The sequence below is a fragment of the Streptomyces sp. NPDC059785 genome (assembly GCF_042732375.1).
In the GTDB taxonomy this organism is placed as follows: Bacteria; Actinomycetota; Actinomycetes; order Streptomycetales; family Streptomycetaceae; genus Streptomyces.
Genome location: NZ_JBHWHV010000001.1, coordinates 154,907 through 178,218, shown reverse-complemented (window position 1 = coordinate 178,218; position 23,312 = coordinate 154,907). Strand labels below are relative to the sequence as shown.

21 protein-coding genes and 1 pseudogene are annotated in these 23,312 nt (G+C 72.2%); 12 read left to right on the top strand and 10 right to left on the bottom strand.

The features are described from left to right. Nucleotides 1-593: 593 nt before the first annotated feature. Nucleotides 594-1,999 (top strand): annotated as a pseudogene (locus ACFV6E_RS00895) (bifunctional folylpolyglutamate synthase/dihydrofolate synthase); the annotation flags it as partial. A gap of 115 nt (nucleotides 2,000-2,114) precedes the next feature. Here ACFV6E_RS00895 and ACFV6E_RS00890 read toward each other — a convergent pair. Together ACFV6E_RS00890 and ACFV6E_RS00885 are read right to left on the bottom strand one after the other, a co-directional pair. Then, nucleotides 2,115-2,879: a transposase family protein gene (locus ACFV6E_RS00890; protein WP_385458747.1), complete on the bottom strand. Its 765-nt coding sequence runs from the start codon at nucleotides 2,877-2,879 to the stop codon at nucleotides 2,115-2,117. An 893-nt stretch (nucleotides 2,880-3,772) separates the two neighbouring features. Further along, entirely contained in the window at nucleotides 3,773-4,753 is a 981-nt protein-coding gene (locus ACFV6E_RS00885) for a pirin family protein (protein WP_385458603.1), read from the bottom strand. Between the two features lie 129 nt (nucleotides 4,754-4,882). Between ACFV6E_RS00885 and ACFV6E_RS00880 the strand changes: the two genes are divergently transcribed. Continuing rightward, on the top strand, nucleotides 4,883-5,365 hold the full coding sequence (locus tag ACFV6E_RS00880; RefSeq protein ID WP_385458601.1) for a carboxymuconolactone decarboxylase family protein: 483 nt from the start codon (nucleotides 4,883-4,885) through the stop codon (nucleotides 5,363-5,365). Then, nucleotides 5,362-5,898 carry an SsgA family sporulation/cell division regulator gene (locus tag ACFV6E_RS00875; RefSeq protein WP_385458599.1) on the top strand — a complete coding sequence of 179 codons (537 nt, stop codon included), beginning with the start codon at nucleotides 5,362-5,364 and terminating at the stop codon, nucleotides 5,896-5,898. Before ACFV6E_RS00880 ends, ACFV6E_RS00875 begins: the two co-directional genes overlap by 4 nt. A 15-nt stretch (nucleotides 5,899-5,913) precedes the next feature. Here ACFV6E_RS00875 and tyrS read toward each other — a convergent pair whose 3' ends face one another. Continuing rightward, complete coding sequence (gene tyrS, locus ACFV6E_RS00870) at nucleotides 5,914-7,131, bottom strand: tyrosine--tRNA ligase (RefSeq protein WP_385159131.1); 1,218 nt, start codon at nucleotides 7,129-7,131, stop codon at nucleotides 5,914-5,916. 349 nt (nucleotides 7,132-7,480) lie between these two features. On the opposite strand from tyrS, the gene ACFV6E_RS00865 reads away from it, so the two are divergent. Further along, nucleotides 7,481-7,837 (top strand): DUF779 domain-containing protein, encoded by a 357-nt coding sequence (locus ACFV6E_RS00865; RefSeq protein ID WP_385159129.1) that lies wholly within the window; start codon nucleotides 7,481-7,483, stop codon nucleotides 7,835-7,837. A gap of 75 nt (nucleotides 7,838-7,912) precedes the next feature. Further along, nucleotides 7,913-9,142, top strand: coding sequence for a phosphodiester glycosidase family protein (locus ACFV6E_RS00860; protein WP_385159127.1), 1,230 nt, complete (start codon nucleotides 7,913-7,915; stop codon nucleotides 9,140-9,142). A 24-nt stretch (nucleotides 9,143-9,166) separates the two neighbouring features. Here the strand turns inward: ACFV6E_RS00860 and ACFV6E_RS00855 are convergent, their stop codons facing one another. The 6 genes from ACFV6E_RS00855 to ACFV6E_RS00830 form a co-directional block, all read right to left on the bottom strand. Beyond that, nucleotides 9,167-9,361 carry a hypothetical protein gene (locus ACFV6E_RS00855; protein WP_385159125.1) on the bottom strand — a complete coding sequence of 65 codons (195 nt, stop codon included), beginning with the start codon at nucleotides 9,359-9,361 and terminating at the stop codon, nucleotides 9,167-9,169. Between the two features lie 116 nt (nucleotides 9,362-9,477). Next, nucleotides 9,478-10,341: a phosphatidylinositol-specific phospholipase C/glycerophosphodiester phosphodiesterase family protein gene (locus tag ACFV6E_RS00850; RefSeq protein WP_385159123.1), complete on the bottom strand. Its 864-nt coding sequence runs from the start codon at nucleotides 10,339-10,341 to the stop codon at nucleotides 9,478-9,480. 192 nt (nucleotides 10,342-10,533) lie between these two features. Further along, complete coding sequence (locus tag ACFV6E_RS00845) at nucleotides 10,534-11,637, bottom strand: acyl-CoA dehydrogenase family protein (protein ID WP_385159122.1); 1,104 nt, start codon at nucleotides 11,635-11,637, stop codon at nucleotides 10,534-10,536. Beyond that, a complete protein-coding gene (locus ACFV6E_RS00840) occupies nucleotides 11,634-12,845 on the bottom strand; it encodes an acyl-CoA dehydrogenase family protein (protein ID WP_385458597.1) in 1,212 nt (403 codons plus the stop codon). The genes ACFV6E_RS00845 and ACFV6E_RS00840 overlap by 4 nt, the downstream gene beginning before the upstream one ends. Further along, nucleotides 12,842-13,819: an NADPH:quinone oxidoreductase family protein gene (locus tag ACFV6E_RS00835; protein ID WP_385159118.1), complete on the bottom strand. Its 978-nt coding sequence runs from the start codon at nucleotides 13,817-13,819 to the stop codon at nucleotides 12,842-12,844. The genes ACFV6E_RS00840 and ACFV6E_RS00835 overlap by 4 nt, the downstream gene beginning before the upstream one ends. 86 nt (nucleotides 13,820-13,905) lie before the next feature. Continuing rightward, nucleotides 13,906-14,481 (bottom strand): helix-turn-helix domain-containing protein, encoded by a 576-nt coding sequence (locus ACFV6E_RS00830; protein ID WP_385159116.1) that lies wholly within the window; start codon nucleotides 14,479-14,481, stop codon nucleotides 13,906-13,908. 77 nt (nucleotides 14,482-14,558) lie between these two features. Here ACFV6E_RS00830 and ACFV6E_RS00825 point away from each other — a divergent pair, with 77 nt between their 5' ends. The 5 genes from ACFV6E_RS00825 to ACFV6E_RS00805 all read left to right on the top strand — a co-directional run bounded on the left by ACFV6E_RS00825 (nucleotide 14,559) and on the right by ACFV6E_RS00805 (nucleotide 20,085). Next, the gene (locus ACFV6E_RS00825; protein ID WP_385458595.1) at nucleotides 14,559-15,545 is read left to right on the top strand and encodes an NAD(P)/FAD-dependent oxidoreductase; all 987 of its coding nucleotides are present in this window, start codon (nucleotides 14,559-14,561) and stop codon (nucleotides 15,543-15,545) included. A 776-nt stretch (nucleotides 15,546-16,321) separates the two neighbouring features. After that, on the top strand, nucleotides 16,322-17,860 hold the full coding sequence (locus ACFV6E_RS00820) for an ATP-dependent DNA ligase (protein ID WP_385458593.1): 1,539 nt from the start codon (nucleotides 16,322-16,324) through the stop codon (nucleotides 17,858-17,860). Beyond that, the gene (locus ACFV6E_RS00815) at nucleotides 17,857-18,321 is read left to right on the top strand and encodes an NUDIX domain-containing protein (protein ID WP_385159110.1); all 465 of its coding nucleotides are present in this window, start codon (nucleotides 17,857-17,859) and stop codon (nucleotides 18,319-18,321) included. The genes ACFV6E_RS00820 and ACFV6E_RS00815 overlap by 4 nt, the downstream gene beginning before the upstream one ends. Before the next feature lie 113 nt (nucleotides 18,322-18,434). Further along, nucleotides 18,435-19,820, top strand: a complete 1,386-nt coding sequence (locus ACFV6E_RS00810; protein ID WP_385159108.1) for an NADP-dependent succinic semialdehyde dehydrogenase — start codon at nucleotides 18,435-18,437, stop codon at nucleotides 19,818-19,820. Nucleotides 19,821-19,845: 25 nt separating this feature from the next. After that, a complete protein-coding gene (locus ACFV6E_RS00805; protein ID WP_385159106.1) occupies nucleotides 19,846-20,085 on the top strand; it encodes a DUF6213 family protein in 240 nt (79 codons plus the stop codon). Nucleotides 20,086-20,113: 28 nt separating this feature from the next. Here ACFV6E_RS00805 and ACFV6E_RS00800 read toward each other — a convergent pair whose 3' ends face one another. Further along, on the bottom strand, nucleotides 20,114-20,824 hold the full coding sequence (locus ACFV6E_RS00800; protein ID WP_385458591.1) for a transcriptional regulator: 711 nt from the start codon (nucleotides 20,822-20,824) through the stop codon (nucleotides 20,114-20,116). A gap of 193 nt (nucleotides 20,825-21,017) precedes the next feature. On the opposite strand from ACFV6E_RS00800, the gene ACFV6E_RS00795 reads away from it, so the two are divergent. Both ACFV6E_RS00795 and ACFV6E_RS00790 read left to right on the top strand, forming a co-directional pair. Then, on the top strand, nucleotides 21,018-22,097 hold the full coding sequence (locus tag ACFV6E_RS00795; protein ID WP_385458745.1) for a type III polyketide synthase: 1,080 nt from the start codon (nucleotides 21,018-21,020) through the stop codon (nucleotides 22,095-22,097). After that, nucleotides 22,094-23,308, top strand: coding sequence for a cytochrome P450 (locus ACFV6E_RS00790; RefSeq protein WP_385458589.1), 1,215 nt, complete (start codon nucleotides 22,094-22,096; stop codon nucleotides 23,306-23,308). The genes ACFV6E_RS00795 and ACFV6E_RS00790 overlap by 4 nt, the downstream gene beginning before the upstream one ends. Nucleotides 23,309-23,312 lie beyond the last annotated feature (4 nt).

The following is a 23,312-nucleotide window of genomic DNA, read 5'->3' as shown; positions in this document are numbered from 1 at the left end:
GAGCCGGCTTTCCCTGCATCCTGTAGGCGCCCGAAGACGCCTGAGGCGGGGCCTGGAGTGGCTGCGTCCAGCGGTCCATGGCCTCGCGTTGGGCCTGGCCCTGCTGGCCGCCCGGCCCAATACCGGGTGTGAGTAGTTGGCTACAGGACATCCCGGCGAGAACGCTCATGGGTTGGCCGGCACGAGCCCGCTGACCTGGTTCTCCTACTTACGACGGGCCTTGCTCTGGACCGGACTGCAGGAAGCTTTGGCCGCCGTCGAGAGCTAGGTGGAGTACCAGGAGCCGGCAGCGGACGGTGGGGGCTGCGGTGACGCGCAGGGTGTGGTCCTGGCCGCGCCCCGCGACTACCTCCTGGGCGAGCGTGGGGTCCGCCCGTGCTTATCTTGGCCTCGGAGTCGCGCAGCCCGCCATACGTCAGTTCCCGCTGGAGTAAGGAGCTGGTACCGGGCAAGGGACCTCCGCAATGCCAGGTGCGGATCTGTCATCGCCGTCGAGGATGATGAGCCCGCACGCGTTTGACGCGGTGGGAATTGACGCGTCGCGACCGAAGATCTGTTGTCTATCTACTGACACGATTGGCCAACCATGCATAACACTGATCCCTCGTGCCCCTCCTCCGCAGGCCTCGACGTCGAAACCGGTCCGGTTGAACGCCGATTCTCCAGAGATGAGTTGGTGGATGTTGAGTCCGAACTTGCAACACGTTGGGGCGAGACGAAGCTGGAACCATCAGTCAGCCGGATTTCCGCGCTGATAGCTGCACTGGGAGATCCGCAACGGACCTACCCTTCGGTGCATCTCACCGGAACGAACGGCAAAACGTCGACCGCACGCATGGTGGAGGTCCTGATGCTGGCCCACGGCCTGCGGACGGGCCGTTACACATCTCCGCACGTCCAGTCGGTCACCGAGCGGATCAGCCTGAGCGGCGAACCGATCTCCGCTCGGGAGTTCGTCGAAGCCTACGGGCGAATCGACAGTGCCGTGCAACGTGTCGATGAGGAGCAGGACTACAGGCTGTCCTTCTTCGAGGTGCTCACCGCCATGGCCTACGAGTCCTTTTCGCATGCCCGTGTCGACGCGGCTGTGGTCGAGGTGGGGATGGGCGGATCCTGGGACGCAACGAACGTGCTGGACGCCGAGGTCGCCGTCATCACGCCCATCTCGCTCGACCACGTCGACCGGCTCGGATCGTCACCAGGCGAGATCGCTGAGGAGAAGTCAGACATCATCAAGTCAGGCGCGATCGCGATTCTGGCGCATCAGCCCAAGGACGCGGAGGCGGTACTGCTACGAAGGGCAGCTGAACAGGGCGCTGTCGCCTTGCGTGAGGGACGCAACTTCGGGGTTGAGTCCCGCTGCCCAACGTCCACGGGCCAGGTCCTTGCCCTGCGCGGGCCTTCGGGCCACCTGTACGACAACCTCCACCTGCCACTGCATGGCGCGCACCAAGCACAGAACGCCGCAGTGGCTCTGGCTGCTGCTGAAGCGTTCCTCGCACCGCGCCAGGGGGCCATTGTCCCGCTCGACAGCGAGATCGTGTGCCAAGCCTTCGCGGCAGCCTCCTCCCCCGGGCGAATGGAAATAGTGGCAACCTCGCCACGCATTGTGCTGGACGCCGCGCACAACCCGGCAGGTGCGCAGGTCACCGCGGGGGCGGTAGCTGAGGTGTTCGGCCCGTGCGAAGTAACCGGAGTCCTGGCCGCCAGCGCCGACAAGGACGTGCGAGGGGTGCTGGAGGAACTCGAGCCCGTCCTCTCACATCTCGTGGTCACCCGGAACTCCACCGACCGTGGCCTCGATGCCGGGGAACTCTTGGCGCTCGCCACCCAGGTGTTCGGCGCCCAACGAGTGCGCATGGCACCAAACGTGCCCGCAGCGCTGGAGTCGGCCCTTTCCTCCGTGGGAGAGAGCGGCGGGATTCTGGTCACCGGCTCCGTGATCACGGTGGGAGAGGCGCGGTCCTGGCTGGTCGGGCCCCCCGGTCCCACCCGCTAGGCGTGCTATGAGGGCCTCGCCCTTCACCACTGACTATCGCCCTCGGGTCGATGCACCGCTGGTCAGCGGAGCCGGCCTGACCCTCTATTCGACTGCTGTATAAACTGAGTGCATTTCATCTTGGCGTTGAGCTGGCCAGATGAAGTGTGAGGATGGCTCGGACAAGGTCGGTGATCCGGGTGGTGCTGCATCGGATCTTGCGCAGGACTCGCCAGCCCTTCAGTGTGGCGACGGCCTGTTCGCCGACGCAGCGGATCTTGGCATAGGTTGTGTTGTAGCGGCGCTGCCACCGTTTGAGTTTCCGGCCGCGGATCGGCACCCGGATGTGTCGCCCCGCCGCCTGATACGCGCGGTCGGCCCAGGTCGTCAGCCCGATGGTGCCCAGCGCCTCGATGATTCCGGTCGTGCGGGCGGCGGTCAGGTCGTGCGTGGCACCGGGCAACGCAGTCGAGGCCCACAGGAGTTTGCCGTGCGGATCGGCGATAACCTGCACGTTCATTCCGTGGCGCTTGTGTTTTCCGGAGTAGTACGGGCGGTCCTCCGCGATCCGGTCGATCGACAGGAGCGTGCCGTCCAGGATCAGGAACGCCTTGCGCCGAGCCTCGTCCATGGCCTGCTGGAGCGTCGGGGCGAGGACGGCCAGGACATCGATCGCCTCGCGTATGTAGCGGTAGGCCGTGGCGGTGCCGATGCCGAACCCGGCAGCGAGCTGGGCGTAGGTGTCGCCCTTGCGCAGGCGGGCCAGGACCAGCAGGGCCTGGCGGCCCGGCGGCAGACGCCGCCACCGCGTGCCCTTCCGTCGATGCCGGGAGCGCAGTTGGCCGGCCAGGAAGCGCACCGTGGAACTGGACAGGTCGATGCCGAAGCGGTAGATAAGCACGCGAAGCCTCTGGTGGATCCGGTTCTCTTGGTCGAAAAACCGTCTACCAGGGGCTTCTTCGTCCGTCAGCCCAACGCGCAAGCCGCTCCGGCAGGTTGAAACAGGCTCCTTGACCCGGCGGGTCTGCTCCACCGTGTCGGCGACCACACATCGTGGTCACCTCGCCTCATGAGGCAGCCACAGATACTTGTGAGTCGGCACCTCCCGTGTGAACTCCTGTGGGGGCGGCCTAGTAGACAACTTCAAGAAGATCTCATCGCCCCACGCAACGGGGCCAGAAGTCACATTCGCCCGGCAGGGACGGGTCAGAGGATCTTCCTGCACACCGCCCGTCACCACCTCCGCATCGCTCAGCCAAAGGCCAGTGACCGCGGGCAACACAAATCATGGCTACGAACCAAGATTCGAACCCTTCGCGGTCCATCATCCAGGGAGCTGACCTCAATGCCATTGTTCTGGCCGTTCATGGAGGTCGTGGTCCATGTACCACCAGCAGACGAAGAACTTACCGGGACGCTATGCACATGTCGCGGATGCAGCCCTTTCACCACAAATCACCCATCTGACCTGCCTGCGCCTACACCGCCGGGGCAGGCAAGAACCCGCTTTGGTTGTTGTGAGTCTCCAACCAGCTCGCTTGCGAGCAGGTCCTGCCATTGACCTCCGGAGCCCACGTGCCCTGCCTCCCTCAGCCAAGGCACGAGCCAGCAAGGGAGTTGCGGGCTCCACTGGCGGTGCCGCAAGGGGGCTGTGGACCGCATACACACAGGGCCGACCTGACACTCCATCAGGGAAAGCGCCCATACAGAGGATCTCCACGTAGCGTTGGTGAGCCTCTGCCGAACAGGGATCAACTCCGAGCGCTCTTCAGGCGAGTCGGACGTCCTAGCAGATCAGCGCACCCGCCCCCGCGGCTTAAGGGGCACTGAGGGGAGTTCCGGGGCCGGCAGCGGGTCTCCGTCGTACCCGCGCACCTCGCCGAACCGAGTGCCAGCCATCCAGTCCGAACGCGCTTGTGCGATCTCCTCGTGAGACCGCCCGATGAAGTTCCACCACATGATGATCTCCTCGCCGAACGGGGTGCCGCCGAGGAGGACCGTGCGGGCCGGGGTGTCCGAGGCGTTGGCGAGGGTCAGGGTGGCGGTGCCGGGGTGGGCGTAGCCCAGGTCGCCGCGGTGCAGTGGTGTGCCGGCGAAGCGGACCTCGCCCTGGTCGATCAGGAGGCCGTGCTCGAAGTCCGGGTCGACGGCGAGGGTGAGTTCGGCGCGCGGTGCGAGGAGGATCTCGGCGCCGAGCAGGGGCGTGAAGGTTTTCACCGGGGAGGCGGTTCCGGCGAGTTCGCCGAGGAAGACGCGGGCCTCGGCGCCGTCGAGAACGACCGGCTCGGGCGCGTAGTGCTCGAAGTCCGGCTCGGTGAGCCGGTGTTCGCCGGGCAGCGCCACCCAGAGCTGGACGCCGTGCAGGACGGAGGTGTCCGGGGTGGAGACCTCGGAGTGGCTGATGCCGCGCCCGCCCGTCATGAGGTTGAGCTCGCCGGGCCGTACGCGGGCGTGGGTGCCGAGGCTGTCGCGGTGCTCGATCTCCCCGCTGAACAGCCAGCTCACCGTCTGAAGTCCGGTGTGCGGGTGCGGGGCGACGTCCATGCCGCCGGTGCTCGCGACGTCGTCGGGGCCGTAGTGGTCGGCGAAGCACCACGCCCCGATCAGGGTGCGGGCCCGCTGCGGCAGGGTGCGCCGTACGGTCATCGCCCGCGGGCCGCCGAGCGGCACGTCGCGCGGGGTGAGCACCTCGACGCGCGACTCCCCGTCCGGGCGCTCGCCGCCGGCCGGCGCACCGCACCGCACCTGCACGGGCTGGGCTTCGACGTTGCTCATCGGGGACCGCCTCCCAAGGGGCATGGTAGTTTCACTTTCAACAACAGTAGCCCCGATCATAGGGCGACGACGGTACAAGTACACGACGGAGCAGACGGAGCCGTACACGGCCCCCGAAGGAGACCCAGGTTGAGCAGCCCCGCAGCAGGGTCCGCGGTCCGGCGGATCTTCATCGACAAGCAGAGCCCCGAGGCGTACCAGGCACTGGTGAAGACCTCCGAGGCGGTCCACGCGGTGGCCGCCGGAGCCGGACTCGACCGCAGGCTCGTCGAACTCGTCAACCTCCGCGTCTCGCAGGTCAACGGCTGCGCCTTCTGCCTCCACCTGCACACCCGGGCCGCCCTGCGCGCGGGCGAGACCACCCAGCGCCTCGGCGTGCTCGCGGCCTGGCGGGACACCGAGCTGTTCACCCCGGCAGAACGGGCCGCGCTGGCCCTGGCGGAGGCGACGACGAGCCCGGCCGACGCCGCCGCCCAGGAGGCCGCCTACGCCGCCGCCCGTGACGCCCTCACCGACGACCAGATCTCGGCCGTCATCTGGGTGGCCGTCACCATCAACGCGTTCAACCGGGTCTCCGTCATGAGCAAGCACCCCGTGCGGGCGGAGCGGTGACGCCGCGGCCGCGCCGGGCTCCCGGCGCCTTCGGCCGCCGCGCCTGCGAGTACCGCCACTCCCCCGGCGAGCACCCCGTGCGCCCCGCCGCCCGGCGGCCGCGCGGTACCGCGCAGGGCGCCGCCCCGGTCGCCCTGCGCACGGAGATCGTCGTCGGGTCCCCGGGCCGGCCGCCGGTACGGCTGCCCGCCGAGTTCCGCTACGACCGCAGCGACCCGTACGCCGTCTGCCTGGCCGTCGGCGCGCCCGCCGCCCCGTCCGTGGACTGGGTGTTCGCCCGGTCGCTGCTCACCCAGGGGCTCAGCGGCCCGGCGGGCGCCGGTGACGTGCTGGTGTCCCCGCGCCGCCCGGACCGGCCGGACGTCGTCCGCATCGTCCTGCGAAGCGACGCCGGGGAAGCGGTCGTCGAGGCGGACACCGCCGCGGTGACCGCCTTCCTGCGGCGCGCCGACGCCCTCGTACCGCCGGGCACCGAGCACCACCACCTCGACCTGGACCAGGTGGTGGCCCGGCTCACGGCCGGCGGGGAGTGACCCGCCGGGCCGTGCTCACCGCGGGGGCGCCGCCGGTTCCGTCCGCAGCCGCACCAGGTGCCGCGGACCGGTGCGCAGCACCGCGCCGTCCCCGACGGCCAGACCGGCCGCGTCCTCCCGCAGGGGCGTCCCGTCGAGCCGTACGGCCCCCTGCACCAGCAGCCGGCGTCCGGCCGAGACGCTCAGCTCGGGCCGGGCCAGGGCCAGCAGCTCGCGCACGGTGAGCCGGGCCGGCACGGTCAGCTCCGCGACGTCCTCGGGGACGCGGCCCTCGGAGAACCGGGCGAGGAACCCGGCCCGGGCCCGCGCGGCGGCCTCCGCGCCGTGGTAGCGGGCCACGACCTCCTCGGCGAGCGCCAGCTTCGCGTCGCGCGCCGCGACACCGCCGGACGCCGCCTGCTCGCCGAGCCCGGCCGCCTCCGCGTCCGTGAGGTCGGTGTACGCCGCCGCCCAGACGCCCACGAGGTCGTCGCGCAGGCTCATCAGCTTGCCGAACTTCTCGGGCGCCGGGTCGGTCAGGGACACGTAGTTGCCGAGCGACTTGGACTGCTTGGGCCCGCCGTCGAGGCCCGGCGTGATCCGGCTGGTGATCACGGCCTGCGGTTCCTGCCCGAAGCGGTGCTGGAAGTGCCTGCCCATCATTTCGTTGTAGAGCTGGTCGGAGCCGACGATGGTCAGGTCGGACTCGGTCATGACGCTGTCGTAGCCCTGGAGGACGGGGTAGACCAGCTCGTGGGTGGCGATCTCCGCGTCGCTCGCGAGCCGGTCGCGGAACATGTCCCGGCCCACCAGCTGGGCGTGCGTGGTCATCGACAGCAGCGTGATGAACTCGGTGGCGGGCATCGTGGACCACCAGGCGGAGTTGCGGCGGATCTCCAGGCGTCCGGGGTCCGTGTCGAGCACGAGCGACGCCTGTTCCAGGAACGCCGCGGCGTTGCGGTCGATCTCCTCGGGGGCGAGCCGGGGCCTTGTCGCCGACCGGCCCGACGGGTCGCCGATCGCCGTGGTCGCGTCCCCCAGCAGGAAGACGACCGTGTGGCCGAGGTCCTGGAGGTGCCGCATCATCCACAGGTTCACCGCGTGGCCGAGGTGCAGGTCGGGGGCGGTGCAGTCGACCCCGTACTTGATGCGCAGCGGCCGGCCGGACGCGAACCGTTCGCGCAGGGAGCCGGCTCCCACGACGTCCTCGATGTGACGTGCGAGGGGGGCCAGCGGTTCGGGCAGTGCGTGCATGGAGGGTTCCTTCCGGGTGGTACGAGAGGTACGGGACGGAAGGGAACGCCCACCGGGCCGGGTCCTGGGGGATCGGACCACCGGGCCGCTGCCTCCCGTCGCGATACGTGCGAGACGTGCGAAACGTGCGAAACGAGAAAAGGCAAAGACACGAGGTGTCTTTGCCCTGGAGGCTCTGGCCCGGCCCTGACGCGCTAGCGGATCACGGCTCCGACCAGAGCCGTCTCATACGCGCACACGGGGCGGAAAGCGGGAAGCATGCGCCCAGCGTACCGCGCCCGTGCAACGTGCATGCAACGTGGCCGGGTGTGGACTGGGAAGCGGTCATCGACGACGGCAGGAGGACGCGGTGGACGTGATCCCGCGCGTGGACATCACCCCGGACGCCGCCGAGCTGCTGCGGCGGCTGCGGGAGCGGCACGGACCGCTGATGTTCCACCAGTCCGGCGGCTGCTGCGACGGCAGCGCGCCCATGTGCTACCCGGCGGGCGAGTTCCGCACCGGCGGCTCCGACGTGCTGCTCGCCGAGCTGGAGGTGACCGGTGTGGCCGAGCCGGTCGGGTTCTGGATGTCGAAGAGCCAGTACGAGGTGTGGGCGCACACCCGGCTGATCGTGGACGTCGTACCGGGGCGGGGCAGCGGCTTCTCCCTGGAGGCCCCCGAAGGAGTGCGTTTCCTGATCCGTTCCCGTCTGGTCGGCACGTAGCGGCCGGCCGGTTCACCGCCGTCTGGTGCACTCCCCTCGAGTCCTGCGACAGTTGACGCGACTTCAGGGGGGACTGTGGTGCGACATCACGCACGGTTCAGATCTGTACTGACGGTTCTCGCGGTGTGGGGCGCGCTGGCCTCGGCGGTCCTGGCGGGGGCGGTACCGGCCGCCGCCACGGAGCGGGGCACCCCCGTCGCCCCGGGCGTGCGGTACAGGGAGTTCGGCATCCGGGCCGCCGCGGGCCTCACGCACGCCCATCTCCTCGACGTCGACCTGCGCGACCCCCGGGTGCGGGTCGGCCTGCTGTACCCGGGCGCCGTCGCCGCGCGGTCCCCGCTCTCCGCGCTCGCCGGCACGAGCGGCGCCGTGGCCGGGGTCAACGGCGACTTCTTCAACATCACCGAGACCCAGCATCCGGGCGTCGAGGCGACGGGCGCGCCGGTCGGCCCCGCGGTCGCGGACGGGCGCGCGCTCAAGGCCGCCGTGCCGGACGGGCAGCGCTTCGGGCCCGCCCTGCCGCCCGGTAGGAGCACCGAGGACGTGCTCGGCGTCGGCGCCGACGGCCGGGCCCGCCTCGACGGCCTCGCCCTGGAGGGTTCGGTGCGCACACCGGACGGCACCACGGCGCTCGGCGGGTTCAACCAGTACGCGCTGCCGGAGGGCTCCATCGGCGCGTTCACCGCGGACTGGGGCGGCGTCTCCCGGGCGCGGGCCGTGTGCGGCACGGACACCGACCGGGCCGCGCCGTGCAGCACGGACACCTACGAGGTGACGGTCACCGGCGGCCGGGTGGTGGCGGTGTCCGACACCCCCGGCAGCGGTTCCGTCGCCGTCGGCAGCACCGTCCTGGTCGGCCGCGAGGCGGGCGCCCAGCGGCTGCGGAAGCTGTCGGTGGGCGAGCGGGTCCGGGTGCGGCACCGCCTGGTGGCCGCCGCCTCCCGCGTCCCGTACCGCTTCGCGCTCGGCGGTTACCCGGTGCTGAGCGGCGGCCGGCCGCTGCCCGGCCTCGACGGCGTGACGTCGGCCGTACGGACCGCGGTGGGCGTCGCGGACCACGGGCGCCGGCTGCTGCTGCTCGCGCTGGACGGGGACCCCGCCTACCGCACCGGTCTGACCATCGCCGAAGTGGCCGACACCTTGCGGGAGTTGGGCTCGTACGACGGCTTCAGTCTGGACGGCGGGGGCTCCAGCACGCTCGTCGCGCGGGCGTCGGGGGCGTCGGAGGTCAGCGTCCGCAACCATCCGAGCGGCGGGGCGGAGCGGCCCGTGCCCAACGGCATCGGCGTGTTCTCGAGCCCCTGACGCGGGCCGGGGCCGCTCACCGGTTCACGGGTTGAGGCCGCTCACGATGTCGGCGGTCGCCGTCAGTCCCTCGTTGATGGTCGGCGCCATGCTCGTGCTCGCCAGGTAGAAGCCGAGCAGGACGCAGACCAGGGCGTGCGAGGGCTTCAGCGCTCCGTTGCGCAGGAACACCACCGCGAGGATCAGGAGCAGTACCACCACAGAGATGGAAATGGCCATCGTCATCCTCCTCCGCCACGTCCACTCCGCGGCTTTCGGCCGCAAGTGTGACGTAGCGGAGGGTCTGTCCGGGCGGCTGACGTGTCCCCCGAACGTGTGGTGTCGGGGTGCGGCGGCTACGGGCGCGCGTGGGCGTCCAGGAACGCTTCGAGACCGGCCAGGTCATCGGTGTTGAGGTAGTCCGTGTCCGCCGCGAGGAGTTCGCCCCACAGCGCGTCGCGGGCCGCGCCCGCCGTGTCGGGCGTCCCCCAGAACCGCACCTTCTGCCCGTGGGCGTGCGCCGAGCCGACGATCTCGCGCAGCTTCTGCCGCTCGGCGCCGGGGAACGTCCCCGTGCCCTGCCAGGTGAAGTTCAGCGCCCAGTTGTCGCTGATCAGCGGGGTGAAGGAGGCGGGCGCGGCGGTGCCCAGGTCGGTGAGCCGGCCGTCGTAGAAGGCGCTGCGCACGGACTGCGCCTCCATGGGCGCCCGGGCGGCACGGTCGCCGGAGACCACGGCCGTGACCGCGCCCGGGTGCACGCGGCCGTGCGCGTAGGTCGTGAACAGGTGGCGGTACCGCCGCAGTTGGCGGTCGAGTTCGAGGTAGGTGGCCGCGCCCTCGGTCTTGATGTCGACGAGCAGTTGCAGCGGTGTGCGGTGGCCCCGGTGGACGGCGCCGTGGTTGGCCCGGACGCGGGCGGCGAGGGGCGCCAGGTAGAGCGCTTCGAGGGTGCGGGAGGGGTCCAGGTCGACGGGGTCGTGGGCGACGAGCAGTTGGCCGTCGACCAGGTAGATGTCGGCCTCCACGCTGCCGAAGCGGTGGTCGAGGGCGTCGAGGAGGGGCCGAGGGTGCTCGTAGTCGTTGTGCGCGTGGGCCCGCCACAGCGGACGGGGGTGGCGCCGGCCCGTGGTGGCCCCCGCGTGCGCGGCGGGCAGCGCGGCGGTGGCCGCGAGTGCGGCGCCGAGGGTGGTGAGGGCTCTGCGGCGGGTGATGCGGGCCATGCTCTGCCTCCCTGGGAGTGCCGTACGGGGCGCGGGGGCGGACGGGGACGGTCCGCGTACCGCCCGTACGGCGATGTCAGGACTCCGGCAGCGTAGGCGGCGTCCGGCGCAAAGAGCAGGGCCGTGGCGGGAGTTGGCCGGACCGCCGCCGCGCGTTCACCCGGGCGGCGGCGGTCCCGCCTGCCGCGCCGGTCAGGGCGCCCGCAGGTCGACCAGTTCGGCCAGTGCCTCGCGGTGCCGGCCGGCCGTGCCGTAGGCGAGGGAGTCCGCCTTGGCCCGCTTCAGGTACAGGTGGACGGGGTGTTCCCAGGTCATGCCGATGCCGGCGTGCAACTGGAGGGCCTCCTCGGCGGCGTGCACGGCGACCGGTGCCGCGTACGCCTGGGCGAGGGCGGTGGCGACTTCCGTGTCCGCGCTGCCGGTCGCGAGGGCGTCGGCGCTGTGCCGGGCGGCGGCGCGCAGATGCACGGTCTCCAGCCAGAGCTGGGCGAGCCGGTGCTTGAGCGCCTGAAAACCGCCGACGGCCCGGTTGAACTGCTTGCGCTCCTTCAGATAGCGGACGGTCTCCGTCAGGCACCATTCGGCGACGCCGAGTTGCTCGGAGGCGAGCAGTGCGGCGCCGGCGCGCAGGGCACGGTGCACGGCGGGTCCGGCCTCGCCGAGCGGGCGGCCGGGGGCGCCGTCCAGGAGGACCGTGGCGAGCGGTCTGGTCTGGTCGAGGGAGACCTGCGGGGTGACGGTCGCGGCGGCGGCGTCGACCGCGTACAGGCCGCCGTCGTCCGCCGGTACGAGCAGCACGTCGGCGACGGCCGCGTCGGCGACGCCGGTCAGCTTCCCGTGCAGGCGGCCGTCGCGCAGTTCCGCGGCCGGGAAGGCGGCGCCCGGAGCGGTGTGCAGCCCGACGGCGAGCACACCGATCGTCGTCGCCTGCGCGAGCTGTGCCAGCAGGTCGTCGGCGCCGCACTGGAGCAGCGCCTCGGTGGCGACGACGGCGCTGGTCAGATACGGCACGGGCGCGACCGCGCGTCCCAGCTCCTCCAGCACCACGGCGGCTTCCCGGTGCGTGGCGCCCTGGCCGCCGAGTTCCTCGGGCACCAGCAGTCCGGCGAGGCCCATGCCGCCGGCGAGCGCCTTCCAGGCCGGCAGGTCGTGCGGCGCGTCGGACTCGCCGCGGGCGATGACGCCCGGCGCGTCGCAGTGGTCGGTGAGGAGGTCGCGGACGGCGGCGCGCAGCGCGTCCTCCTCCTCGCTGTACAGCAGGTCGGGCTGCGCGTGCGGGGTCGGCGGTGTCGTCATCGGGAGAGGTCCTTCCAGGCCACGTCCTTGTCGGTGCGCGGCTCGGCGGGCAGACCCAGCACGCGTTCGGCGACGATGTTCAGCAGGACCTCGCTGGTCCCGCCCTCGATGCTGTTGCCCTTGGAGCGCAGATAGCGGTAGCCCGCGTCCCGGCCGGTGAAGTCGACCTTGTCGGGGCGGCGCATCGTCCAGTCGCCGTACAGCAGGCCCTCCTCGCCGAGGAGTTCCACCTCCAGGCCGCTGATCTGCTGGTTCAGCCGGGCGAAGGCGAGCTTCATGCCGGCGCCCTCGGGTCCCGGCTGGCCCGCGACGAGCTGCTGGCGCAGCCGTTCGCCGGTGAGCCGGGCCACCTCGGCCTCGACCCACAGGGTCAGCAGCCGCTGGTGCAGGTCGTGGGTGCGCAGCTCGGGGCGCTCGCGCCAGGTCTTCGAGACGGGGCCGATCATGCCCCCCTCGCGGGGGATCCGCATGCCGCCGATGGCGACGCGTTCGTTGTTCAGTGTGGTCTGCGCGACCCGCCAGCCGTCGCCGACCTCGCCGAGGCGGTGGGCGTCGGGGATGCGGACGCCGGTGAGGAACACCTCGTTGAACTCGGCCTCGCCGGTGACCTGGCGCAGCGGCCGCACCTCGACGCCCGGGTCGGTCATGTCGCACACGAAGTAGGTGATGCCGCGGTGCTTGGGCGCGTCCGGGTCGGTGCGGGCGATGAGGATGGCCCAGCGGGCGAGGTGGGCGCTGGACGTCCACACCTTCTGTCCGTCGATCACCCAGTCCCCCGCCTCGTCGCGGACCGCCCGGGTGCCGAGCGCGGCGAGGTCGGACCCGGCGCCGGGCTCGCTGAAGAGCTGGCACCAGACCTCCTCGCCGGTCCACAGGGGCCGCAGGAAGCGCCGCTTCTGCTCCTCGGTGCCGAAGCCGAGGACGGTGGGGGCGGCCATGCCGAGGCCGATGCCGATGCGCCGGGGGTCGTTGTCGGGGGCGCCGGCCGCATCCAGTTCGCTGTCCACGACGGCCTGGAGGGTGCGGGGTACGCCGAGGCCGCCGAGGCCCTCGGGGAAGTGCACCCAGGCGAGTCCGGCGTCGAAGCGGGCCCGCAGGAAGTCGAGGCGCCCGGTCTCCGCGGGCGGGTGCTCGGCGAGGAACTCCTTGGTGCGGCTGCGCAGTTCGGCGGCGTCGGGCGCGCCGCCCGCGCGTGCGGCGTCGGTCATGCCCCTGCTCCGTTCTCCGGCGCGGGCAGTACGGCCACGCGTCCGGTGGTGACGCCGTCGGCGACGCGCTGCACGGCCGCGGCGGCGTCGCCCAGCGCGACCCGCTCGCTGACCAGCGGCTTTACGGCGCCCTGCGCGGCCAGTTCGGTCAGCTGCTCGTGGCAGTGCTGCACCAGCTTGGGGTTCTTGGTGTTGTACAGGCCCCAGTGCAGGCCGAGGATCGCGTAGTTCTTCACCAGGGCGTGGTTGAGCGCGGGGCTCGGGATGGAGCCGCTGGCGAAACCGACGACGACGATCCGGCCCTCGAAGGCGACGACCTTCGTGGACTGGGTGTACGCCGCACCGCCGACGGGGTCGTAGATCACGTCGGCGCCCCGGCCGCCGGTGGCCTCCTTGACGGCGGCGATGACGTCCTCGGAACGCCGGTCCACGACCACGTCGCAGCCCAGTTCGCGGGCGACGGCCGCCTTGTCGGCGCCGCCCACGACGCCGATGACGCGGGCGCCCGCGGCCTTGCCGAGCTGGACCGCGGCGCTGCCGACGCCGCCCGCGGCGGCGTGCACGAGCAGCGTCTCGCCGGCCTCGAGACGGGCCCGGCGGTGCAGGCCGAACCAGCCGGTCTGGTAGCCGATGTGCAGGGCCGAGACCTCGGCGTCGTCCAGCGCCTCGGGCGCGGGCAGCACGGCGGCGGCGTCCGCGACGGCGTACTCGGCGAAGCCGCCGTACGGCAGTGCGGGGGTGGCGAGGACCCGGCGGCCGTCCTCGGTCTCGCCGCAGAGCTCGAGGCCGGGGGTGAACGGCAGCGGGGGCCTGACCTGGTACTGGCCCCGGCAGAGCAGGGCGTCCGGGAAGTTGACGCTCGCCGCGCGCACCTTGAGCAGCACCTGTCCCGCGCCCGGCACCGGCCGCTCGACCTCTTCGAGCCGCATCACCTCGCGCGGCTCGCCGTTCTGGTGCACTTGCCATGCCTGCATGCGGGGCCTCCACGGGACTGCTTCGTCTGACCGGGCTCGACCGCATACTAAGCGGTCGCTTGCCCATCAGGGAACAGTCCCGCGCCTCACGATCGGCCGGGGCGCGCCCTGACGTGCATGCGCTCGCCCTGCGGGCCGAACAGGCTCAGGAACTCGGCGGGCCCCTCCCCCGCCGACCCGAACCAGTGCGGCACCCGGGTGTCGAACTCGGCGGCCTCGCCGGGCCCGAGCACCACGTCGTGCTCCCCGAGGACCAACCTCAGCTTCCCCGAGAGCACGTACAGCCACTCGTAGCCCTCGTGGGTCCTGGGCTCGGGCTCGCCCTCCTCCCGCTGCGGCACCAGCACCTTGAACGCCTGGAGGCCGCCGGGGTGGCGGGTGAGCGGCCAGTAGACGCGGCCGTGCCGCTCGATCGGCTTGGTGCGCACCCGCGGGTCGCCGGTCGGTCCGCTGCCGACCAGCTCGTCCAGCGGCACCTGGTGGGCGCGGGCGATCGGCAGCAGCAGCTCCAGGCTGGGCTTGCGCAGCCCGGACTCCAGGCGCGAGAGCGTGCTGACGGAGATCCCGGTGTCGGCCGAGAGCCCCGCGAGCGTCGCCCCGCGCTCCTTCCTGATCCGCCGCAGCCTCGGCCCCACGCCGGCGAGCACTTCGTCCGTAGTCATGCCGTCCATTGCAGTTCCGGCAACAAAGTTTGTCAATCCGCATAGGATGCGCGACCTTGCGGGTGGAGGTGGTCACCGTGGCCGAGAAGAGCAGGAACGAGACCGGCGACGTGTACGGGGCCGGGAACGGCGACGCGTACGAGGTGGTGGTCGTCGGCGGCGGTGCGGCCGGGCTGTCGGCCGCGCTGGTCCTCGGGCGGGCCCGGCGCCGCACGCTCGTCGTCGACGCGGGCGAACCGCGCAACGCGCCCGCCGCGCACATGCAGGGCTATCTGACCCGGGACGGCATGCCGCCGGCCGAGTTCCTCGCGGAGGGGCGGCGGGAGATCGCGCGGTACGGGGTGGAGCTGGTGAAGGACCGGGCGGTGAAGGCGGGCCGCGAGGTCGGCGGGTTCCGGGTGTCCCTGGCCGGCGGCCGTGAGGTGCGCGCCAGGCGTCTCATCCTCGCGACCGGTCTCGCCGACGAGCTGCCGCCGGTGCCGGGAGTCGCCGAGCGCTTCGGCCGGGACGTGCTGCACTGCCCGTACTGCCACGGCTGGGAGGTCCGTGACCAGGCGTTCGGGGTGCTGGCGAGCAGCGCGCTGAGCGTGCACCAGGCGCTGATGGTGTCCCAGTGGTCCAAGGACGTGACGCTGTTCCTGCACACCGTGGCCGAGGCGGACCTGACGGACCAGGATTTGCGCCGGCTGAGCGCGGCGGGGGTCGCGGTGGTGCCGGGCGAGGTCGGCGGCCTCGTGGTGGACGGCGACGACCGGCTCACCGGGGTGCGGCTCGCGGACGGCACGGTCTTCGACCGCTCGGTGGTGTTCGTGGCACCCCGGATGCGGCCCCGGACGGACCTGCTGGAGCAGCTCGGCGCCGAGCTGAACGAGACGCCGCACGGCACGTACCCGGTGACCGACGCCCACGGCCTGACCACCGTGCCCGGCCTCTGGGCCGCGGGCAACGCGGCAAGCCCCATGGAACAGGTGATAAACGCGGCAAGCGCCGGCTACCGGGCAGCGTCCCTGATCAACGGGGAGCTCCTGTTCGAGGACTTGGACGCGGGGCTGCCGCAGGACTGACGAGCCGCGCGACCGGGGTGAGGGTGCCCGGGGTGCGGGTCCAGGGACCTCGACGTGGCACGGCTGCGGGGGTGACGGGGGCGCGGCCGGGGTTCCCGGGTGCGGGTCCGGGGACCCCGACTCGGCACTGCCGCAGTATGCACGGGCCGCGCGGTCGAGGGCGATGGCGCCCCGGAGCGCGCGTCCGCAGACCCCAGCGCGGCACTGCCGCGGGACTGGCGAGCCGCGCAGCGGGGGCAGGGCCCCGGGGCACGCGTCCGCAGACCCGGACGCGACGCTGCCGCCGGACCAAAAGGACACCCGGCCGGGGCAGGGGCCCTGGGGCCCGCGTCCGGGGACCCCGACATCACGCTGCCGCCGGACCGACGAGCCACGCCACCAGGGCAGAGCCCCGGAAGCCACGTCCGAAAACCCCGACGCGACGCCGACGCCGGACCAGCTGGACGCCCGACCGAAGCAGGGCCCGGAGGCCCGCGTCCGGGGACCCCGACATCACGCTGCCGCCGGACCGACGAGCCACGCCACCAGGGCAGAGCCCCGGAAGCCACGTCCAAAAACCCCGACGCGACGCCGACGCCGGACCAGCTGGACGCCCGACCGAGGCAGGGCCCGGAGGCGCGCGTCCGGGGAGTGCGGCGTCGGATCAACGGGGAGCCCGGCCGGGGCACGGGCCCCGAGGCACGCGTCCGGGGGCCCCGGCGCCGGGGCGACGGGGCGTGTCGCCGGGGCAGGGCCCCCAGGGTGTGTCCGCGGCGACCCCGTAGCACCATGGGTGCATGCTGCTGAGTCGGCTTGCGCTTGTGTCCCAGGAGGTCGCCGCCACCGCGGCGCGGTCGCGGAAGACCGCACTGCTCGCCGAGCTGTTCCGGGAGGCCGACGCCGATGACGTGCCGGTCGTCATCCCGTACCTGGCGGGCCGGCTGCCGCAGGGGCGGCTCGGGATCGGCTGGAAGACCCTCGGTTCGCCGGTGGAGCCCGCGCCGCACCCTTCGCTCACCGTGCGCGAGACCGACGCGCGGCTCACCGCGCTCGGCGCTGTCTCCGGCAGCGGCGCGCAGGCCGAACGGGCGCGCCTGGTCGGCGAGCTGATGGGTGCGGCCACCGAGCAGGAGCAGCGGTTCCTGCGCGGGCTGCTCACCGGCGAGGTGCGCCAGGGCGCCCTGGACGCCCTCGCGGCCGAGGGTCTCGCGCAGGCGACCGGCGCACCGCCCGCGGACGTACGCCGGGCGGTGATGCTCGCCGGGTCGCTCCAGACGGTGGCGCGGGCGCTGCTCGCCGAGGGGCCGGAGGCCCTGGCGGAGTTCCGGCTCACCGTCGGACGCCCGGTCCATCCGATGCTGGCCCAGACGGCGGGTTCGGTGTCCGAGGCGGTCGGCAAGCTGGGCGCGTGCGCGGTCGAGGAGAAGCTGGACGGCATCCGGGTCCAGGTGCACCGCGACGGCGCGGACGTACGGATCTACACCCGCACCCTCGACGACATCACCGGCCGGCTGCCCGAGCTGACGGCCGCGGCCCGGGAGCTGGCGGAGGAGCGGTTCGTCCTGGACGGGGAGGTCATCGCGCTCGACGCGGACGGACGGCCGCGGCCCTTCCAGGAGATCGCCGGGCGCGTGGGCTCGCGGGTGGACGTGGCGACGGCCGCCGCCGCGGTGCCCGTCTCCCCGGTCTTCTTCGACGCGCTGTCCGTGGACGGCCGTGACCTGCTCGACCTGCCGTTCGCCGAGCGGCACGCGGAGCTGGCACGGCTGGTGCCGGAGCCGATGCGGGTGCGGCGCGTCCTGGTGTCCGGGGCGGAGGACGCGGACACGGCCGAGCGGTTCCTCGTCGACACCCTCGCCCGGGGCCACGAGGGCGTCGTGGCCAAGGCGCTCGACGCGCCGTACAGCGCGGGCCGGCGCGGCGCGTCCTGGCTGAAGGTGAAACCCGTGCACACCCTCGACCTGGTGGTCCTCGCCGCCGAGTGGGGCAGCGGGCGGCGCACCGGCAAGCTGTCCAATCTGCACCTCGGCGCCCGCGCCGCGGACGGTTCCTTCACCATGCTGGGCAAGACGTTCAAGGGCATGACGGACGCGATGCTGGCCTGGCAGACCGAGCGGCTGCGGGAGCTGGCCGTCGGGGAGAAGGGCCATGTGGTGACCGTACGGCCGGAACTCGTCGTGGAGATCGCCTACGACGGGCTCCAGCGGTCCAGCCGCTACCCGGCCGGGGTCACGCTCCGTTTCGCCCGCGTCCTGCGCTACCGGGAAGACAAGGATCCGGCCGAGGCGGACACGGTGGAGACGCTGCTCGCCGCGCATCCCGGGGTGGCGCCGTGACCGCGCGGCGCAGCGCGGGTCTGCTGCTGTTCCGCCGTACCGAAGGCGGCACGCAGGTGCTGCTCGGACACATGGGCGGCCCCTTCTACGCCCGGCGCGAGGCGGGCGCGTGGACCGTGCCGAAGGGCGAGTACGGCGCGGCGGAGAGCGCCTGGGACGCGGCGCGCCGCGAGTTCGAGGAGGAGCTGGGGCTGCCGCCGCCACAGGGCCCCGCGGTGCCGCTCGGCGAGGTGCGGCAGGCCGGCGGCAAGCTCGTCACGGTCTGGGCGGTCGAGGCCGATCTCGACCCGGCGGAGATGGTGCCGGGCACCTTCCGGATGGAGTGGCCGCCGCGGTCGGGCCGGTTCCAGGACTTCCCCGAGCTGGACCGGGTGGCGTGGCTGGCTCCGGACGCGGCCCGCGCGCTGGTCGTGCCCGCACAGGCGGCGTTTCTCGACCGGCTCGCGGAGCACTCGCACTGAGAGCACAGGCTCTGAGAGCCGGTCCGCACCGGCTCTCGTGGAGGACCCTCGCATTGCGCCGTCCCGCGCCGCGCGCGAGGGTCGAAGGACAGCCCGCACCCAGGAGGTCGACCATGCCCATCGCGACGGTGAACCCGGCGAACGGGGAGACGCTCAAGACGTACGACGCGCTGGGCGCCGAGGAGATCGAGCGCCGCCTCGCCACCGCCGCGGCCACGTTCCGCACCTACCGCACCACCCCGTTCGCCGAGCGGGCCCGGCTGCTGCACCGGGCCGCCGACCTGCTGGAGGCGGACCAGCAGGACATCGGCCGGACGATCACCACCGAGATGGGCAAGCCGGTCAAGCAGGCCCGCGCCGAGGCCGCCAAGTGCGCGAAGGCCATGCGCTGGTACGCCGACCACGCCGCGGAGCTGCTCGCCGACGAGGAGCCGGCCGAGTCCGACGTGCACGACTCGGGCGGCTCGCGCGCGCTGGTGCGCTACCGCCCGCTCGGGCCCGTGCTGGCCGTCATGCCGTGGAACTTCCCGCTGTGGCAGGTGATCAGGTTCGCGGCGCCCGCGCTGATGGCGGGCAACGTCGGGCTGCTCAAACACGCCTCGAACGTCCCGCAGACCGCCCTGTACCTGGAGGACCTGTTCCTGCGGGCGGGGTTCCCGGAGGGCTGTTTCCAGACACTGCTGGTCGGCTCCGGGGCGATCGAGGACATCCTGCGCGACGAGCGGGTCAGGGCGGCCACCCTCACCGGCAGCGAACCGGCGGGCCGCGCGGTCGCCTCGGTGGCCGGCGACGAGATCAAGAAGACGGTCCTGGAGCTCGGCGGCAGCGACCCCTTCGTGGTGATGCCCTCGGCGGACGTCGACCGGGCGGCGTCGACCGCGGTGACGGCGCGGGTGCAGAACAACGGGCAGTCGTGCATCGCGGCGAAGCGGTTCATCGTGCACACGGACGTCTTCGACCGCTTCACCGAGCGGTTCACGGCGGCCGTGGCGGCGCTGAAGGTCGGCGACCCGATGGACGAGGAGACGGAGGTCGGGCCGCTCTCCAGCGAGCAGGGCCGCGACGACCTCGCGGAGCTGGTCGATGACGCGGTGGAGCACGGCGCCACGGTCCTGTGCGGCGCGGAGCGCCCCGACGGGCCCGGCTGGTACTACGCCCCGACCGTGCTCACCGACATCACCCCCGAGATGCGGATCCACCGCGAGGAGACCTTCGGCCCGGTCGCGACGCTGTACCGCGCCGACGACCTCGACGACGCGATCCGGATCGCCAACGACACGCCGTTCGGCCTGAGTTCGAACGTCTGGACCCGGGACGAGACGGACGTGGACCGGTTCGTGCGCGACCTGGAGGCGGGCGGCGTGTACGTCAACGGGATGACGGCCTCGCACCCGGCGTTCCCGTTCGGCGGGATCAAGCGGTCCGGTTACGGACGGGAACTTTCAGGCCATGGAATCCGCGAGTTCTGCAACATCACCACGGTGTGGCACGGAGCGTGAGGGCACGAGGGCTACGATCCCCACTGTGAACCGCGAAGTGACCCTCCCTCTGATCGTCGACGACCGCGGCACGTTGCAGGTGTCGGCCGCCGACGTCAGCAAACTGCTGCGCACCGTGGGCGGCCGGTGGCTGCACCTGGTGGAGGCCGGCCAGGACGGGCTCGACGAGGACACGGTGGCGACGCTGACCATCGAACTCGCCAAGCTCGCCGACCGGATCGACGTGGCGTGCATCGCGCACAGCAGCGGCGGGTCGCGGGGGTAGAGAGCGCACACCGGCGGGCCGGGGGCCGTCATCCGGTCCGCTGGTCCAGCTCCCACAGGGCGTGCCAGAACCTGGCCTCGTACGCCTGGAGCAGCCGTCCGTAGCGCAGGGCCTCGTGTTCGTCGGTCCGGCCGCTGTCGAGTCCCTCCTCGACGGCGGCCAGCGACTTCTGCCGCAGTTCTGGGCCCGGCTCGGCGAAGAGGTCGAAGAACGCGCAGGCCGCGTCGTCGTAGCCGTAGTGGCGGCGCAGCGCGTCGGCGATCGTGGCGCAGTAGTCGCCCCAGGCCGCGAAATTGGTGTTCAGGGCGAGTACGACGTCGGCGGGCTCCCCGTTCAGGGCGAGCCAGGCAACGTAGGCCGGATAGCTCTGGCAGTCGGCCAGCGGCTGGTACGCGGCGGCCTGCTCCTCGTCCACCCCGCAGGCGGCGCCGAACGCGCCCAGCCGATGTCCGGCCACGGCCTCACCCTCCGCGAGCACGGTGAAGAACTCGGAGACCGCCGACGCTCCCCCGCTGCCGGCCTCGCCCGGACGGGCGGATCCCCATGCCGAGCGTTGGGCCAGATGCAGGAACGCGCGCCGGTCCGCCTCGATCACATGGCGCTGCTCCAGACAGAGGGCGGCGAGCGTGGAGCGCCGCGCGGCGCCTCGCCCGATCAGCGGCAGCAGCCGGTTGGCGTGGGGGTCGGGGGCGAGCTTCCCGGTGATGCTCTCCAGCAGTTCAGCGGCCTTCCGCGGCATCGCGCACTCCTTCGTGGACGAACCTGTTAACAAACCTTTCGGACACCTTCGACCAGATTGTCACGTCCGTCGCACATTCCCCGATTCGGAGTAGTCCGACGAGATATTGCCGCCCCTACGGGTGATCGTGAATGAACCACCCTTCCGCCGGGGGACGAAGGGTCCTCCCGAAGGCGAAAGTAGGCGCTTGTTCATGGCGACTCTGTGCAGACCCGCGGTGTCCGTTCCCGAGCACGTGATCACGATGGAGGAGACGCTGGAGCTGGCGCGCTCCCGTCACCACGACCACCCCCAGCTGCCGCTGGCGCTCCGGCTGATCGAGAACACCGGGGTCCGCACCCGGCACATCGTCCAGCCCATCGAGGAGACCCTCAAGCACCCCGGCTTCGAGGAGCGGAACAAGCTCTACCAGAGCGAGGCCAAGGCCCGCGTCCCCGCCGTCGTCCAGCGGGCGCTGGACGACGCGGAACTGCTCAGCTCCGATGTCGACGTGATCATCTACGTGTCGTGCACGGGCTTCATGATGCCCTCGCTCACCGCCTGGATGATCAACGAGATGGGCTTCGCCAGCGACACCCGCCAGATACCCATAGCCCAGCTCGGCTGCGCGGCGGGGGGCGCCGCCATCAACCGGGCGCACGACTTCTGCACGGCCTACCCCGAGGCCAACGCGCTCATCGTGGCCTGCGAGTTCTGCTCGCTGTGCTACCAGCCGACCGACCTCGGCGTCGGCTCGCTGCTGAGCAACGGCCTGTTCGGCGACGGCGTCGCGGCGGCGGTCGTGCGCGGCGAGGGCGGCACGGGCATCCGCCTGGAGCGCAACGGCTCGTACCTGATCCCGAAGACCGAGGAATGGATCATGTACGACGTCCGGGCGACGGGTTTCCACTTCCTGCTGGACAAGCGGGTGCCCGCCACGATGGAACCGCTCGCCCCGGCGCTGCACCAACTGGCGAGGAAACACGGCTGGAACGCCTCGGATCTGGATTTCTACATCGTCCATGCGGGTGGCCCCCGCATCCTCGACGACCTCAGCAAGTTTCTCCAGGTACCACCGGAGGCCTTCCGGTTCAGCCGGGCCACGCTCACCGAGTACGGGAACATCGCCAGCGCGGTCGTCCTGGACGCACTGCGCCGGCTGTTCGAGGAGGGCGGCGCGGCGCACACCGCGCGCGGACTGCTCGCGGGCTTCGGCCCCGGCATCACCGCCGAGATGGCGCTCGGCTGCTGGCAGGACACGACCTATGAGATGACGGGATCTGAAGTGGAATGACCGACGAGACGATCACCGAGGCGCTGCCGCCGATCCGGCACTGGCCGGCCCTCGACCTGACCGACGTGGAGTTCGACCCCGTCCTCGCCGACCTGATGGCGGAGGGTCCGGTCACCCGGATCCAGCTGCCGAACGGCGAGGGCTGGGCCTGGCTGGTGACGCGCCACGACGACGTCCGCCTGGTGACGAACGACGCGCGCTTCAGCCGGGCGGCGGTCCTGGGCCGGCAGGTCACCCGGCTCGCCCCGCACTTCATCCCGGCGGCGGGCGCGGTGGGCTTCGCCGATCCGCCGGAGCACACCCGGCTGCGCCGCTCGGTGGCCGCGGCGTTCACCGCCCGCGGGGTGGAGCGGCTGCGCGACAGCGCCCGGGGGATGCTCGACGACCTGGTCGGGGAGATGCTCCAGGACGGTCCGCCCGCCGACCTGACCGAGACGGTGCTCAGTCCCTTCCCGATCGCCGTCATCTGCGAGCTGATGGGCGTCCCGGCCGCCGACCGGCAGTCCATGCACGTATGGACCCAGCTCATCCTGTCCTCCGCGCACGGCGCCGACGTCAGCGAGCGGGCCAGGAACGAGATGGGCGCCTACTTCACGCGGCTGATCGGCGACCGGGTCGGCCCGGGCGGCGAGGACGTCGCCTCGCTGCTCGGCGCGGCGGTCGGCCGCGAGGAGCTGACCATGGACGAGGCCGTCGGGCTCGCCGTACTCATCCAGATCGGCGGCGAGGCGGTCACCAACAACAGCGGACAGCTCTTCTACCTCCTGCTGACCCGTCCGGACCTGCGCGACCAGCTCATCGCCGAACCGGCGATCCGCCCGCAGGCCATCGACGAGCTGCTGCGCTACATCCCGCACCGCAGCGCGGTGGGCCTGTCCCGGATCGCCCTGGAGGACGTGGAGATCAAGGGCGTACGGATCCGGGAGGGCGACCCGGTGTACGTGTCCTACCTGGCCGCCAACCGTGATCCGGACGTCTTCCCCGACCCCGACCGGATCGACTTCTCCCGCGGTCCGAACCCGCACGTGGCCTTCGGCTTCGGACCGCACTACTGCGTGGGCGGGATGCTCGCCCGCCTGGAATCGGAGCTGCTGGTCGACGCGGTCCTGGACCAGGTGCCGGGGCTGCGGCTCGCCGTCCCGGCGGACCAGGTGCCGTTCCGGCGGGGCGCGCTGATCCGCGGCCCCGAGGCCCTGCCCGTCACCTGGTGAGCGG

Coding starts and splice junctions, on each gene's coding strand:
- ACFV6E_RS00840 (WP_385458597.1), bottom strand. CDS start 12,845: ATGACCGACGCCGCACGCGCGGGCGGCGCGCCCGACGCCGCCGAACTG.
- ACFV6E_RS00800 (WP_385458591.1), bottom strand. CDS start 20,824: ATGCCGCGGAAGGCCGCTGAACTGCTGGAGAGCATCACCGGGAAGCTC.
- ACFV6E_RS00810 (WP_385159108.1), top strand. CDS start 18,435: ATGCCCATCGCGACGGTGAACCCGGCGAACGGGGAGACGCTCAAGACG.
- ACFV6E_RS00850 (WP_385159123.1), bottom strand. CDS start 10,341: ATGGCCCGCATCACCCGCCGCAGAGCCCTCACCACCCTCGGCGCCGCA.
- ACFV6E_RS00885 (WP_385458603.1), bottom strand. CDS start 4,753: ATGAGCAACGTCGAAGCCCAGCCCGTGCAGGTGCGGTGCGGTGCGCCG.
- ACFV6E_RS00830 (WP_385159116.1), bottom strand. CDS start 14,481: ATGACTACGGACGAAGTGCTCGCCGGCGTGGGGCCGAGGCTGCGGCGG.
- ACFV6E_RS00790 (WP_385458589.1), top strand. CDS start 22,094: ATGACCGACGAGACGATCACCGAGGCGCTGCCGCCGATCCGGCACTGG.
- ACFV6E_RS00845 (WP_385159122.1), bottom strand. CDS start 11,637: ATGACGACACCGCCGACCCCGCACGCGCAGCCCGACCTGCTGTACAGC.
- ACFV6E_RS00835 (WP_385159118.1), bottom strand. CDS start 13,819: ATGCAGGCATGGCAAGTGCACCAGAACGGCGAGCCGCGCGAGGTGATG.
- ACFV6E_RS00795 (WP_385458745.1), top strand. CDS start 21,018: ATGGCGACTCTGTGCAGACCCGCGGTGTCCGTTCCCGAGCACGTGATC.
- tyrS (WP_385159131.1), bottom strand. CDS start 7,131: ATGCACGCACTGCCCGAACCGCTGGCCCCCCTCGCACGTCACATCGAG.
- ACFV6E_RS00855 (WP_385159125.1), bottom strand. CDS start 9,361: ATGGCCATTTCCATCTCTGTGGTGGTACTGCTCCTGATCCTCGCGGTG.
- ACFV6E_RS00820 (WP_385458593.1), top strand. CDS start 16,322: ATGCTGCTGAGTCGGCTTGCGCTTGTGTCCCAGGAGGTCGCCGCCACC.